We start from the raw sequence: 14,397 nt of genomic DNA on the forward strand, positions 1-14,397 counted from the left end.
CTCTCAACTCCTCAGTGTTGCCCCCAACTCTTCCTTCAGTGCGTCAATGACACCGTTAAAGAGCGAATGCACCTCATCTTCATTCAACGTACGTTCAGGATGTTGCCAGAACAGACTCAGAGCCAGGCTTCGGTTACCCTTGCCAATGCTCTCTCCTTCGTAAACATCAAACGCACGCAACGCTGTCAGGCGCTCACCAGCGTGTTTTCGGGCTACACGCTCAACGTCGGCGAACGCAACTTCACCACCAATAATAATAGCCAGATCCCGGCGAACTTCCGGGAATTTCGAAATTTCTTTGAAATTAGGCACATATCCGGTAATGATCGAATTCAAGGATAGCTCAAACATCAGGATCGTGCCATTAAGTTCAAGATTTTTCTGAACTTGTGGGTGCAAGGTGCCTAACCACCCAACGTGTTCACCATCCCGCAGGAGTTCAGCTGTCTGTCCCGGGTGCAAGGCCGGGTGACGGCTACTCACAAATCCGACTTGAATACCCAGCACACTGAACAACCCCTCCAATTCACCTTTTACATCAAAAAAGTCCGCTGTTCTGCGACCATTCACCCAGTTTTCGGGATTCTGGGAACCAACAACCACGCCCGCAAGCATAGGCTGCTGATCAATGCGCTGACCATCCTGCAGAAAGCGCAAGCCCGTCTCGAACATACGGATTCTCGGCTGCTGGCGATTCTGGTTATGAGCAACTGTTTTCAGCAAGCCGCTCCAGAGACTTGTCCGCATCACTGACAAGTCCGATGAGATCGGGTTCGCCAGAGCAATGCCTTCACGCTCAGGGTCTATCTGCGCCTGCACCTTGGGGTCAACAAAGCTATAAGTAATCGCCTCCTGGTAGCCCTGGGAGACAAAGTAATCACGTATTGCCGAAACCGGGCGAACGGCTTCTTCGTTCACTCTAAGACCAAGGGAACCCGTCGGCTCGGTAACCGGCAGGTTGTTGTAGCCGTAGATTCGGCCCACCTCTTCGATTAAATCTTCTTCGATTGAAATATCGGGGCGAAAGCTGGGGACATTGATGCGCCAACCGTTCTTCAGCAACTTGCCGACGGTCAAGCCAAGCCGGATCAAGATTTCTTCAACGGTGGTGCGGTCGATGTCGAGGCCCAAAACGTCGGCCAGGCGCTGTGAGCGAAGGTCAATGGTGCGGGCTTTCGGCAAATGATCAGCACTGACCACTTCAACAATCTCGCCAGGCTCGCCGCCTACAATATCCATCAGCAGACGGGTTGCACGCTCCATGGCATCACGGGCAAGCTCATAGTCAACACCACGCTCGAAGCGGTGCGATGCATCCGTATGCAGGCCGTAATAACGAGCCTTGCCTGCGAGGGTGATCGGATCAAAGTAGGCCGCTTCCAGCACCAGATCGCGGGTCTTGGGGCTCACACCAGAGTGCTCGCCACCCATGATGCCAGCAATAGCTATAGGCTTCTCATGATCCGCAATAACGAGCGTTTGTTCCGTCAGCTCAACTTCCTGACCATCAAGCAGCACCAGCTTCTCAGCCGGTAGTGCCATACGCACAACAATACCTTTGTTTATTTCTTCGCGATCAAACGCGTGCAAGGGCTGGCCCTGCTCCAACATCACGAAGTTGGTTACATCTACGGCCGCATCAATGGATCGAATGCCGGAGCGCCGGAGTTTTTCTTGCATCCACAAGGGTGTCTCGGCCTGTAGATTCACATTGCGAAGTATACGACCCAGGTAACGCGGACAGCCCTCAGAAGCATCAACTCGTATATCCGGCACCTCTGAGTGGACGGCTTCAACCGGATCGATCTGTGGCGCTTGAGGAACCAAGCTGTTCAAAACACCAACTTCACGTGCAATACCTTTGATAGAAAGGCAGTCACTGCGGTTAGGCGTCAAGTCCACATCAATGGCAACATCGTTCAGCTTGAGATAATCACTTAATGCTGACCCCACCGGCGCATCAGCGGGCAACTCCATAATGCCGTCATGGTCTTCAGACAACCCCAATTCGGATCCTGAACACAGCATACCCTCAGATGGCTGACCACGAAGTTTTGCCTTCTTGATCTTGAAATCGCCGGGCAGAACCGCACCAATCACAGCAAAAGGCACCTTTATGCCTTGGCGAACATTCGGGGCACCACACACCACCTGAACGGTCTGACTCCCATCACTAACCTGGCATACGCGCAGCTTGTCAGCGTCAGGGTGAGGCTCTGCAGACAGAACCTCTCCGACCACCACGCCCTGAAACTTACCGGCCACCGGCTCGAAGCCATCGACTTCCAACCCTGCCATCGTTATTTGATCCATCAGCTCCTGAGAGCTGATTTCCGGGTTAACCCACTCGCGCAGCCACTGCTCACTGAATTTCATGGTAATTGCCTTGTTCTGATGCGGTTTCGGATATTGATTTGAATGCCGTAAAGCGCCGTATTAACGGAATTGGCGTAAAAAGCGCAGGTCGTTCTCGAAGAACATACGCAGGTCATTTACGCCATAACGGAGCATTGCCAAACGCTCTACACCCATACCGAATGCAAAGCCGCGATATTCTTCGGCATCAATACCGCAGTAACCGAACACCTTTGGGTGCACCATGCCGCAACCCATGATTTCCAGCCACTTGATGCTGCCATCGGCTTCCCGCCCCCACTCAATATCTACCTCCGCAGAGGGTTCAGTGAACGGGAAGTAAGACGGTCGGAAACGAACCTGAAGATCACGCTCAAAAAACACCCGCAGGAACTCTTCAACCGTACTTTTCAGATCAGCAAAACTGACATTCTTTTCAACCAGCAATCCCTCAATCTGGTGAAACATGGGGGTATGGGTCATATCCGAATCACAGCGATACACCCGGCCCGGGCATATCATGCGAAATGGGGGCTTCCCGGCTTCCATGGTACGAATCTGCACTGGAGAGGTGTGAGTACGCAGCAAAGTACCGGGATTGAAATAAAAGGTATCGTGCATTGCCCGGGCAGGATGGTGGCCAGGAATGTTGAGGGCTTCGAAGTTATGATAGTCGTCTTCGATTTCAGGCCCCTGCTCCACGGTGTAGCCAGCCCTGGCGAAGAACTCCTCAATGCGTTGGAGGGTTCGGGTTACCGGGTGCAGACCACCAAGATCCTGGCCACGGCCAGGCAGGGTCACATCTATGGATTCAGCTGCGAGCTTCTGCTCAATGGCGACTCGCTCGAGATCGCTGCGTCGGGCATTAATCGCTTGTTCGACTTGTCCTTTTGCCTCATTGATCTTCTGGCCGGCTGCGGGACGCTCTTCTGCAGAGAGCTTACCTAGCGTTTTCGCCTGTTGCGTAATAGCGCCTTTCTTGCCTAGGTACTCCACACGAATGTGATCAAGCGCCTGCAAACTGTCGGCTTTCTCTACTGCCGCCAAGCCGTCCTGAACCAGTTGCTCCAGGTTTTCCATTGACCCTGCTCCAAACCAGAAGTGAGGATTTCAAAATTTGAAATCTTGAAACAAAAATAGGGGAAGAGCGTGCCCTTCCCCTATTAAACGATGCCTTTACGCGCTTAAAAATCTGCGACTGGCACCGGTTCGATTCGTAATCGATGAAAGAGCTAAGCGATCAGAGAGATGCTTTTGCCTTCTCAACCACAGCTGAAAATGCCTGCTGCTCGTTCATGGCCAGATCAGCCAGAACCTTACGATCGATTTCAACGTTTGCCTTTTTCAGGCCAGCAATCAAGCGGCTGTAGGACAGGCCGTTAGCCCGAGCGCCAGCGTTGATACGGGCAATCCACAGAGCGCGGAAGGCGCGCTTACGGTTACGACGGTCGCGATATGCATACTGACCGGCTTTGATAACCGCTTGCTTGGCAACGCGGAATACACGGCTACGAGCTCCGTAGTAACCCTTGGCCTGCTTTAGAATCTTCTTGTGACGACGACGTGCAACCACGCCACGTTTAACACGAGCCATACTATAATCCTTCTACCTTAAAACCGTTGTGAGTGTATTGCTGCCTTACTTACGGAGCATACGCTTTACGGAAGCCACATCAGATTTGGCAACCAATGAAGTACCACGCAGCTGACGCTTACGCTTGGGGGTCTTCTTGGTCAGGATGTGACTGGTGAAGGCTGACTTGTGCTTGAAGCCGGTAGCAGTTTTTTTGAACCGCTTGGCCGCTCCACTTTTCGTTTTCATCTTAGACATTTTAAAACTCCGCATTCTGTTTTTTTAAATACATATATATGAACCTGAACGACAAATCCCCCGCCGTTGGCAGGGGATGAATCATTGAATCAGATTCACTTCTTTTTGCGGGGAGCCACTATCATGGTCATCTGGCGGCCTTCCATTTTTGGCCGCATTTCTACCTGAGCCAGCGCCTCAATATCTGCTTCAATGCGTTCCATGAGCTTCATACCGATTTCTTGGTGTGCCATCTCACGGCCACGGAAGCGGATAGTGATTTTGCCGCGGTCCCCGCCTTCAAGGAAACGTACCAGGTTGCGTAGTTTTACCTGATAATCCCCTTCTTCAGTTCCTGGTCGGAACTTAAGCTCTTTGACTTGCGTCTGTTTCTGCTTTTTCTTGGCAGCGGCCTTCGCTTTCTTCTCGTCGAAGACCTTTTTGCCATAATCCATTATCTTACAGACGATCGGATCGGAATCTGTAACCTGTACCAGATCCAGTGTCGCCTCCTCTGCCATCTTGAGGGCGTCTTCGATCGGAACTACACCTACCTGATTGCCTTCGGCATCGATCAGGCGGACTTCAGTTGCATCAATATTCTCATTGATCGGCGCCTTTGGAGTACGCCCACCCCGATTCGTTCGCTGTTTAATAGTCAAATCTCCGTCTTGATTCTGCTCTTGCGTTCAACATCTTCCTGCAGAAGCTGCTCGAACGCTTCGAGCGATAGAGTTCCCAAATCTTCACCTTTGCGGGTTCTCACCGCAACGGCATTGTTCTCGACTTCTTTATCGCCGACAACGACAAGATAAGGAACTTTGTTAATAGTATGCTCGCGGATTTTAAAGCCGATCTTCTCGTTTCTCAAGTCAGCATTAACCCTGAACCCCAAAGAATCGAACTTTTTCGCCAAATTCTCACAATATTCACGCTGATTATCGGTGATATTGAGAATTGCGACCTGCGTCGGAGCAAGCCAGGTCGGAAACGCACCCTCGTACTCTTCGATCAGTATACCAATAAACCTTTCGAACGAACCAAGTACAGCGCGATGCAGCATAACCGGCGTTTTTCGCTCGGAGTTGTCAGCAACGTATTGTGCTCCGAGGCGCCCAGGCATGGAGAAATCCACCTGAATAGTGCCACACTGCCACACCCGGCCAATACAATCCTTAAGAGAAAATTCGATTTTCGGGCCATAGAAAGCACCTTCGCCCGGTAACAGCTCCCAATCTACGCCTTCGCGATTCAGGGCTTCTTCCAGTGCAGCTTCGGATTTGTCCCAAACTTCGTCAGAACCCACACGCTTTTCCGGGCGGGTGGACAGCTTGTACAGAATCTCGGTGAAGCCGAAGTCCTTGTAAACCTCATGCAGCAAATCAATGAACTTCGACACCTCGTGCTGGATGGCGTCTTCTTCACAGAAGATGTGAGCATCATCCTGGGTAAAGCCGCGCACCCGCATCAAACCATGCAACGCACCGGAAGCTTCATTGCGGTGGCAAGAGCCAAACTCGGCCAGGCGCAGGGGCAGGTCTTTGTAGCTTTTCAGACCCTGGTTGAACACCTGAATGTGGCATGGGCAGTTCATGGGCTTGATAGCGAAGTCGTGTTTTTCCGACTCGGTGGTGAACATGCCTTCTTTGAACTTATCCCAGTGGCCGGATTTTTCCCAAAGTGTGCGGGACACGATCTGCGGAGTTTTTATTTCCTGATACTCGTGCCGGTGCAGGATATCGCGCATGTACTGTTCCATTTGCTGATAAATGGTCCAGCCCGCCGGATGCCAGAACACCATACCCGGAGCTTCTTCCTGCATATGGAAGAGGCCGAGTTTCTTGCCGACTTTGCGGTGGTCACGCTTTTCGGCTTCTTCAATCCGGTGCAAGTAAGCTTTCAGATCTTTTTTATTAGCCCAGGCTGTACCGTACACACGCTGCAATTGCTCGTTTCCGGTATCGCCACGCCAGTACGCACCAGCCACTTTGGTAAGTTTGAAGGCTTTCATTTTCCCTGTGCTGGGCACGTGTGGACCACGGCAGAGGTCAATAAAGTCACCCTGGCGATAGAACGACAGATCTTCCTCACCGGGGATGTCTTCTATAATGCGAACTTTGTATTCCTCACCCATCTCGGTGAACAGCTGGACGGCTTCGCTGCGGGACAGCACAGAACGGGACACTGGAATGTCCTGCTTGGCCAACTCCGCCATGCGCTTTTCAATACGCGCCAAATCTTCGTTAGTGAAGGGGCGATCATATTTGAAGTCGTAGTAAAAACCGTCATCCACCACCGGACCGATCGTAACCTGGGCTTCCGGGAACAGCTCTTTTACCGCCATCGCCAACAGATGGGCGGTGGAGTGGCGGATAACTTCAAGACCGTCTGCATCGCGCTCGGTGATAATGGCTAACTCAGCGTCGTGTTCGATCATATGACTGGTATCGACCAGACTACCATCAACTTTTCCGGCCAATGCCGCCTTGGCCAGGCCGGCGCCAATGTCGGCTGCTACATCGTGCACGCTAACGGGTTCAGCAAAACTGCGGTGGCTGCCATCAGGCAGAGTTACTACGGGCATGGGAGTCTCCAGGGAGCTGCTCAGCGGTGATCTATACCAAAGATCACTTGGGTGAATGGCAGCCACGATACAAACCGCGGTGCCAAGAATGGCGGGAAGTTTAACAGAAAAAAACCCGGCAGGTTAATGCCGGGTTTTGCTTAGGGCTTCAAGCGATGCTCACTGGGTTACCGTGAGGGAACAAACGCCGGTCGCTCACCCTCACTGGCCCGTCGTCGCAGCTGCCCAAAAGCCAGCAGCCCCAGTAACAGCAAAGCCGGAATGAACATCAACTCTTTTGGCGGACGGGGATTCGCTACTTGCACAGTATCAATGGTCCAACCAAAGCTTAGCCCGGCTTTTTCCGCATCGCTACCGAAGTTGACGAACTCGACATTCATTACCTCTCCTGCCTCCGATACTTCCAGCCCGGCAGCAGCCAACCGCTCCTCCGGAGTATCGCCTGCTGGCAAAGGAAGCTTCATGTACTTGGATACATCATCACCCGCCAGGGACATTCCAGACGCCTGTAGAATGATGGGCTGATCTGCCGCCACCTCATCCACGTGTTGCAATAACTCCACACCCGGGCGGTCATTCGTGGGCGGGTAAATTTCATCCCACCAGAAGCCTGGGCGAAACAGCGTGAACGTTATCAGCAGCAACCCAATGGTTTCCCACCAGCGGGTTTTGGTAAACCAAAATCCCTGAGTCGCCGCAGAAAACACCAGCATGGCCGTTACCGCACTGAACACCGTAACCAGCAGGTCAAACCAGCCGGTAAGCCCGATCAACAACAACTGAGTATTGAAGATGAACATAAACGGCAAAATAGCGGTACGTATGTCGTAGGTGAAACCCTGGATACCCGTTCGAATCGGATCGGCGCCCGAAATGGCTGCGGCTGCATAGGCCGCCAGCCCCACTGGCGGTGTATCGTCCGCCAATATACCGAAGTAAAATACGAAGAGGTGAACGGCAATCAACGGCACCAGCAACCCGTTTTCGGCACCGAGAGTAACGATAACAGGTGCCATCAGAGTGGACACAACGATGTAGTTCGCAGTAGTAGGCAAGCCCATGCCCAATATAAGGCTGATAACAGCGGTGAACGCCAGCATCAACAGGAGGTTACCCCCGGAGATGAATTCAACAAACTGAGTCATCACCAGACCGATACCGGTGAGCGTCACAGTGCCTACCACAATGCCAGCAGTCGCAGTGGCCACACCAATACCCACCATGTTCCGCGCGCCAGTGACCAGCGAATGCATCAGGTCTGAGCCGCCCTGCTTCAAACCATCCAGGTAATGACCACTGTTTTTGAAAAATGCTTTCAAAGGCCGCTGGGTAATGATGATAAACACCATAAATACAGTGGCCCAGAACGCAGACAGCTGCGGCGAAAAGCGCTCGACCGTCAGGCACCACACTAGCACCACGACAGGCAACAGGAAGTACAGCCCGGTTTTAACCGTTGGCCCCACCGGAGGCAGTTTTTCCATCAACGCATCGGAGACATCGTCTTCCAGATCGGGGAAGCGCGAGCCATAACCCACGAGAGCAACGTAAATCGCGACCAGCAATGGAGTAAGCACCCACATGGCCGCATTGCCAAACAGGTCTTTCGTCCAGCCTATGCCGTAATAGACCGCCAACGAGAGTACGCTCAGCCCCAGCAAGAGCATGACCCAGACGAGCATGCGCTGAGCCAAAGTAGGTTTGTTCAGCCGCTCAACGCCTTTCATATTCAGTTTGCAGGCTTCCAGGTGCACGATGTAGATGAGCGCTACGTAGGAAATCATTGCCGGCAGAATGGCGTGCTTGATTACTTCGAGGTAGGAAATACCCACATACTCGACCATGAGAAATGCTGCAGCCCCCATGATCGGCGGTGTCAGCTGGCCGTTAGTTGAAGCCGCCACTTCCACAGCACCGGATTTTGTGGCTGGGAACCCTACTTTCTTCATCAGAGGGATGGTAAAGGTGCCGGTTGTAACAACGTTGGCTATGGAAGAGCCAGAAATGATACCGCTAAGCCCACTGGCAACTACCGCTGCCTTGGCGGGACCGCCACGCATGTGGCCAAGCATGGCGTAAGCCACTTTTATAAAATAGTTGCCGGCACCGGCGCGCTCCAGCAAGGCTCCGAACAACACAAACAGGAAAACGAAACTGGTGGACACACCAAGAGCCACACCAAAAACCCCTTCAGTACCCAGCCACTGGTGTGAAGCCAGTTTGTTCAGACTCGCACCCTTGTGGGCAATAACATCAGGCATGAAAGGCCCGCCCAGGGCGTAAATGATAAACACGGTGGCGACAACCGCCAGCGGCAGACCCAGTGAGCGCCGAGTCGCTTCCAGCAAAAACACCAGACCAGACAGGGCAACAACCAGATCCTGGGTTTCAGGCGCACCGGGTCGTGCAGCAAGCTGATCATAAAAAACGTACAGGTAAGAGGCGGTGAACGCCGCCCCAAGGGCAAGTATCCAGTCGTAAAAAGGCACGTGACCTGTGTGCCTGCCCTTGAACATAGGGAAGGCAGAAAACGCCAGAAACGAGGCAAACGCCAAGTGGATAGAACGAGCTTCGGTGGAGTTAAATACTCCGAACTCCAGAATAAACGGCAGTGGTGAAGCTATCCACAGCTGAAAAAGAGACCACAGCAAAGGCACCGTGAACAGAATAATGGCGGCGGTCCCTGTGGCCGCCCTTCCCCCGGTTTCGGTTTGAAGGAATTGTTCCACGTTCTGTTTATCGATGGCACCTCCGGCCCTCGGCTCGCTATCGGTCATAGCAATGTCCTGTCAAAGAGGAATCGGGAAAACGGAATGGCCGCGGGGCACCCAGAGGGTGCGCCAGCGGCTGGGATAAGGCTTACTTGATCAGACCGGCCTCTTTGTAGTACTTGGCTGCGCCAGGGTGCAGTGGCGCGCTCAGTGCATCAGAAACCATCTCTTCTTTCTTCAGGTTGGCGAAAGCAGGATGCAGGCGTTTGAAGCTGTCAAAGTTTTCAAACACCGCACGAACTACCTGATACACCACGTCATCCGGCACATCGGTCGATGAGACGAAGGTCGCCGCGACACCGAAGGTTGCAACGTCATTGTCGCTACCGCGGTACATGCCACCCGGAATGATCGCTTTACGGTAGTACGGATTCTCTTCGATCAGCGTTTTTGTAGCATCGTTTTCGACACTTACAACAACACTGTCGCACGAGGTGGTAGCTTCCTTGATAGCACCGGAAGGGTGTCCCACGGTGTAGAAGAATGCATCGATGTTACCATCGCAAAGTGCCTGGGACTGCTCAGCGGCTTTTAGCTCCGCTGCCAGAGAGAACTTGTCCATGGTCCAGCCCATTTCGTCCATCAGCACTTCTGCTGTAGCGCGCTGGCCAGAACCCGGGTTACCAACAGACACACGCTTACCTTCCAGGTCCTCAAAGTTTTTGATGCCCGAACCTTTGCTGGCAATTACGGTGAACGGCTCCGGATGCATGGAGAAAACAGCACGCAGTTTCTCGTTGGGGCCATCATCCTTGAACTGACTGCTGCCATTGTATGCATGGAACTGCCAGTCTGACTGAGCAACCGCCAGATCCAGCTCGCCCTGTGCTATAGCATTCAGGTTGTATACAGAACCGCCGGTACTTTCAACAGAGCAACGAATGCCGTGCTCTTTCCGGTCCATATTGACCAGACGGCAAATCGCACCACCAGCCGGATAATAAACTCCGGTCACGCCGCCGGTTCCGATGGTTACGAAACGTTGCTCCTGCGCGGAAACAGCGGTAGAAGCAGCGCCCAGGCTGACAGCCGCTGCAACTGCAAATGCGGAGGCTTTTAGTTTCAATGTCATGTGAATCATCCCTTATTTTCATCGTTGTCTTTGACAGCCCGCCCAAGCGACCGGGCAAGCGTTGTGCTCAAGATAGAACATAGACCACTTCACACGATAAATAAAGTATGGAGTAGGTCGCTAACCAACTGAGTAAGCAACAAAAAAACCCGCGATGCGGGCTTTTTTGTCATTGACTACAGCTCTGTTTATTTTGCTGCTCGCGCTTTCGCTATCATTTTTTCCGGCTTCAGCAAGAACCTCGCAAGCGCCGGCAACAACCAGATAGCCCCAACCATATTCCAGAGGAACATGAAGAACAACAGGAAGCCCATATCCGCCTGGAACTTGATTGGCGAGAAGATCCAGGTAACAACACCCAGCCCAAGCGTTACGCCGGTAAACATCACAGCTTTACCCGTTGAGAGCAGCGTCTGGAAGTAGGCTTCTTGAAGAGGCTTGCCTTCCAGCAGATATTTTTCCAGCTTGCTGTAGATATAGATGCCGTAGTCCACACCTATGCCCACACCGAGCGCGATAACCGGCAAGGTCGCCACTTTAATACCAATACCCGAAACTGCCATGATTGCTTCACAGAGAATCGATGTCAGGCCCAGAGGCACCACGATACACAACACAGCCCGTATAGAGCGGAAGGTCGCGAAGCACAAAAGGCTCACCACGCCGTAAACCATGATAAGCATCATATCCTTGGCGTTAGCAATAACCTCATTGGTCGCCGCTTCAACCCCTGCGTTACCGGCCGCCAGCAGGAATGTGTGATTTTCATTGCTGTTTGCATTGGCAAACACTTCGACGCTTTCAACCACTGTTTCCAGAGTCTCCGCCTTGTGATCTTCAAGGAACACAAGAACAGGGGTCAGGCTACAATTGGTATTTATAAGACCGGTCGGTGCTTCACGGATGGACGCATTAATAATCGTCTGGTTGCGCGATATCTCATACCACTTCCAGTTGCCCTCGTTAAGAGCCTTGGTGACGATTTTAGAAACATCCGCGAGCGAAGCGGAGGACTGAACCCCCGGCGTGTTCTGCAACTCCCACTGCAGTGAATCCATCGCCCGCAGCACATTATATTGGGTACATTGCTCTTCGGGTGTTTTGACCATCACGACCAGCACGTCGGCACTGGTCGAGTAGTTATTGATGATATAGGCGTTATCCAGGTTGTAGCGTGAGTCGGCTCGAAGCTCGGGCGCACCCTGATCAAGATCCCCTACCTTCAGATCCTGCTTGTAGTACAGGCCAAGACCCAGCCCTATCACCGCAATCAGCAATGAAATCGGTGCAACTCCCGGGTGAGCAAAGTAGGACATCAAACGCCATTTGCGATCCTGCTTTTCGCCATGATTCTGCACGTGGCGAATGCCACCTTTGGAAATACCAAGGTAAGACATGATCAGAACGTGAAGCACCAGATTAGTGATAATCACGAACGCCACACCCAGTCCCGCTGCTACTGCAAGGTCACGGATAACATCGATTTCGATGAAGAACAGAGTCAGGAAACCGAAAGCATCGGAAATAAGCGCCAGCATGCCGGGAATATAGAGAGCCCGGAATGCAAGACGGGCTGAAGTCTCTGCATCGAAACCTTTGGCTGCCTCGACCGCCATGGCATTTACGATCTGGACACCATGGCTGATGCCAATAGCAAAGACCAGGAAAGGCACCAGTACCGAGTAGGGATCCAGACCGTAGCCCAGCAGCCTGAGTGCTCCCAATTGCAGGAATACCGCCACGATTGATGTAAACACCGGTACCAAGGTGCCAGTGACGCTCCGGGAGTACCAGAACAAGAGCAAGGTTGTCAGCAGAATGGTGATGCCCGCAAACCAGGCAATGGAGCCAATTCCCTCAATCAGGTCGCCGACTTTCTTGGCAAAGCCCACAATATGAATATCAATATTGGGGTTCTGCTCCCTGTATTTGTCCCTTATCTTTTCTTCAAGTTGGCGAGAAAAGGTTGCGTAATCAAGCGGCTCCCCAGTCTCCGGGTTCTTTTCATACAATGGCGCATAGACGATCGTCGATCTGAAGTTATCAGAAACCAGGCGCCCTACTTCGTTCGAACGCAAAATGTTCTGGCGCAACTGCTCCAGGCTTTCCGGGGAGCCATCATAGCCATCCGGAATAACGGTACCCCCCTGGAAACCCTGCTCGGTTACTTCCACCCAACGGACGTTGGATGTCCAAAGGGTTTTCAGACCAGAACGGTCAACACCATCAAGATAGAAAACCTCATCGGTAATCTGCTTCAGAGTCTCCATGTACTCTGCAGAGAATATATCGCCGGTTTTGGTTTCCACGGCAATGCGCACGAAGTTACCGAGGTTTTCCAGGTCGTTGCGATGGTCCAGCATGTTAATAATGTAAGGATGCTCAAGCGGAATCATGCGCTCGAAACTGGCATCCGGCTGGATTTTTATCGCGTTGTAGCCCAAAAACGCCGTTAGCAGCAGAAAGCCGATCAGGATAACGACCCGATTGTTAAAAATCAGACGTTCCAGAAATGGCTCAGCTTTGGGCGTTGTCAGGAAGTGATCACCCCTGTCATGGTTCGGGTTGGACATTCAAAAGCCCCTCTATTATTTTTTCGATTGTTGCCACATCAGGGCGTTATTGAAGGTTTTTTCCGCGCGCATCAGTAATCTTTACGCCGCTTTCACCTACGATAAGAAGATTGGTTCCTGATACCGGGACAACACTCATAATTCCCGCCCGATCCCCTCGGAAATGCTCACGAAATGAATCGGCACCATTGCCGCTCATCAGCACGGTGCCCCCGTTACCCACTAGAGTTATCCGACCGTCATCAGCAACGGCGCCATCATTAAGTGTCGCTCCGGCGCTGTTAGGAACCATGCGCCAACTTTTCCCAAGATCACTGGAAAAGAGCATATTTCCTCGCAAACCAAAGGCCAGGATCTCATTCACCTGGCCCGTTCCGATAACACCGAAAAGAGAACCGGGGTAAGGGCTTTCTCGCCGCTCCCATGTGCTCCCGCCATCCACAGACACATGGATCTGCCCGGCCTCTCCAACAATTACCAGTGCACCGCCGGCTATACGGGCAATACCGTTAAGATGGAAGTTCTGGCCATTATCAATTTGTGGGGCCCAGTCTTTCCAGGTGTCGCCGCCATCTTGCGTGCGCAGGATCATGCCATAGGCGCCCACCACGAAGCCGTGCTGATCATTTTCAAACCAAACACCCAGCAGCGGGTTTACCGGCCCGATATCCAAATCCGACTGCATATTCTCCATGGCAAAAAACAGGTCATCCAGCGCCCATTCCAGATCACCTACTTCTGATTCAGGAGCCTCCTCGATGCGCTCTTCCATCGCCGCAATCTGGTCTTCCTTGCTGGCGATAGCCAGTTCAGACGCTCCTATACCGGTTAACTGCAAGCTCCAGTTCTCCCCGGCGTCCTCAGTATGGAGAACCACGCCGCTGTGGCCTACTGCCCAGCCGTGCGTCTCGGACCCGAAATCCACGGCAGTCAGCGTAACAGCAACTGGGACACTGCCCTGCGCCCAGGTTTGTCCGCCATCATCCGAGTAAATAATGTGCCCCCTTTCCCCGACGGCAACAATGCGATCACCCGCGCGTACTGCGTCATTCAGGAGGTTGGTGGGAGCCAGGTCGGTTTGCCGGGCCGGCGTTTCGATGATATCCGCAAGCGCGAACGCAGCTGGTGTAAACCAAGCCATGGAAAGCCCGAGGCAGGCTGCCCCCAGTGTCTTGCACGTCAACCTTATAGCCATTCAGATTGCCTATTATGTTGTTTTAACTGTATATCTC

General features: G+C 52.7%; 10 protein-coding genes. All 10 read right to left on the reverse strand.

Going from position 1 to position 14,397, the window contains the following annotated elements; all coding sequences use genetic code 11:
• Nucleotides 1-3 precede the first annotated feature (3 nt).
• Nucleotides 4-2,376 (reverse strand): phenylalanine--tRNA ligase subunit beta, encoded by a 2,373-nt coding sequence (gene pheT / locus Q4501_RS02000; protein ID WP_303593721.1) that lies wholly within the window; start codon nucleotides 2,374-2,376, stop codon nucleotides 4-6.
• 60 nt (nucleotides 2,377-2,436) lie between these two features.
• On the reverse strand, nucleotides 2,437-3,435 hold the full coding sequence (gene pheS, locus Q4501_RS02005) for a phenylalanine--tRNA ligase subunit alpha (RefSeq protein WP_303593723.1): 999 nt from the start codon (nucleotides 3,433-3,435) through the stop codon (nucleotides 2,437-2,439).
• A gap of 160 nt (nucleotides 3,436-3,595) precedes the next feature.
• The gene (rplT, locus tag Q4501_RS02010) at nucleotides 3,596-3,949 is read right to left on the reverse strand and encodes a 50S ribosomal protein L20 (protein WP_106765605.1); all 354 of its coding nucleotides are present in this window, start codon (nucleotides 3,947-3,949) and stop codon (nucleotides 3,596-3,598) included.
• A 45-nt stretch (nucleotides 3,950-3,994) separates the two neighbouring features.
• Nucleotides 3,995-4,186 (reverse strand): 50S ribosomal protein L35, encoded by a 192-nt coding sequence (gene rpmI / locus Q4501_RS02015; RefSeq protein ID WP_303593725.1) that lies wholly within the window; start codon nucleotides 4,184-4,186, stop codon nucleotides 3,995-3,997.
• A gap of 95 nt (nucleotides 4,187-4,281) precedes the next feature.
• Nucleotides 4,282-4,827, reverse strand: coding sequence for a translation initiation factor IF-3 (infC, locus tag Q4501_RS02020; protein WP_096783168.1), 546 nt, complete (start codon nucleotides 4,825-4,827; stop codon nucleotides 4,282-4,284).
• Nucleotides 4,824-6,749 (reverse strand): threonine--tRNA ligase, encoded by a 1,926-nt coding sequence (gene thrS / locus Q4501_RS02025; RefSeq protein WP_303593730.1) that lies wholly within the window; start codon nucleotides 6,747-6,749, stop codon nucleotides 4,824-4,826. Before thrS ends, infC begins: the two co-directional genes overlap by 4 nt.
• 167 nt (nucleotides 6,750-6,916) lie before the next feature.
• Complete coding sequence (locus Q4501_RS02030; protein ID WP_303593731.1) at nucleotides 6,917-9,526, reverse strand: TRAP transporter permease; 2,610 nt, start codon at nucleotides 9,524-9,526, stop codon at nucleotides 6,917-6,919.
• A gap of 82 nt (nucleotides 9,527-9,608) precedes the next feature.
• On the reverse strand, nucleotides 9,609-10,592 hold the full coding sequence (locus Q4501_RS02035) for a TAXI family TRAP transporter solute-binding subunit (RefSeq protein ID WP_303593732.1): 984 nt from the start codon (nucleotides 10,590-10,592) through the stop codon (nucleotides 9,609-9,611).
• 188 nt (nucleotides 10,593-10,780) lie between these two features.
• Nucleotides 10,781-13,165, reverse strand: coding sequence for an RND family transporter (locus Q4501_RS02040; RefSeq protein WP_303593734.1), 2,385 nt, complete (start codon nucleotides 13,163-13,165; stop codon nucleotides 10,781-10,783).
• Between the two features lie 46 nt (nucleotides 13,166-13,211).
• Nucleotides 13,212-14,360, reverse strand: a complete 1,149-nt coding sequence (locus tag Q4501_RS02045) for a YCF48-related protein (protein WP_303593736.1) — start codon at nucleotides 14,358-14,360, stop codon at nucleotides 13,212-13,214.
• Nucleotides 14,361-14,397: the final 37 nt, after the last annotated feature.

Origin of the sequence: Marinobacter sp. 2_MG-2023 (genome assembly GCF_030546935.1) — a bacterium.
Classification (GTDB): domain Bacteria; phylum Pseudomonadota; class Gammaproteobacteria; order Pseudomonadales; family Oleiphilaceae; genus Marinobacter.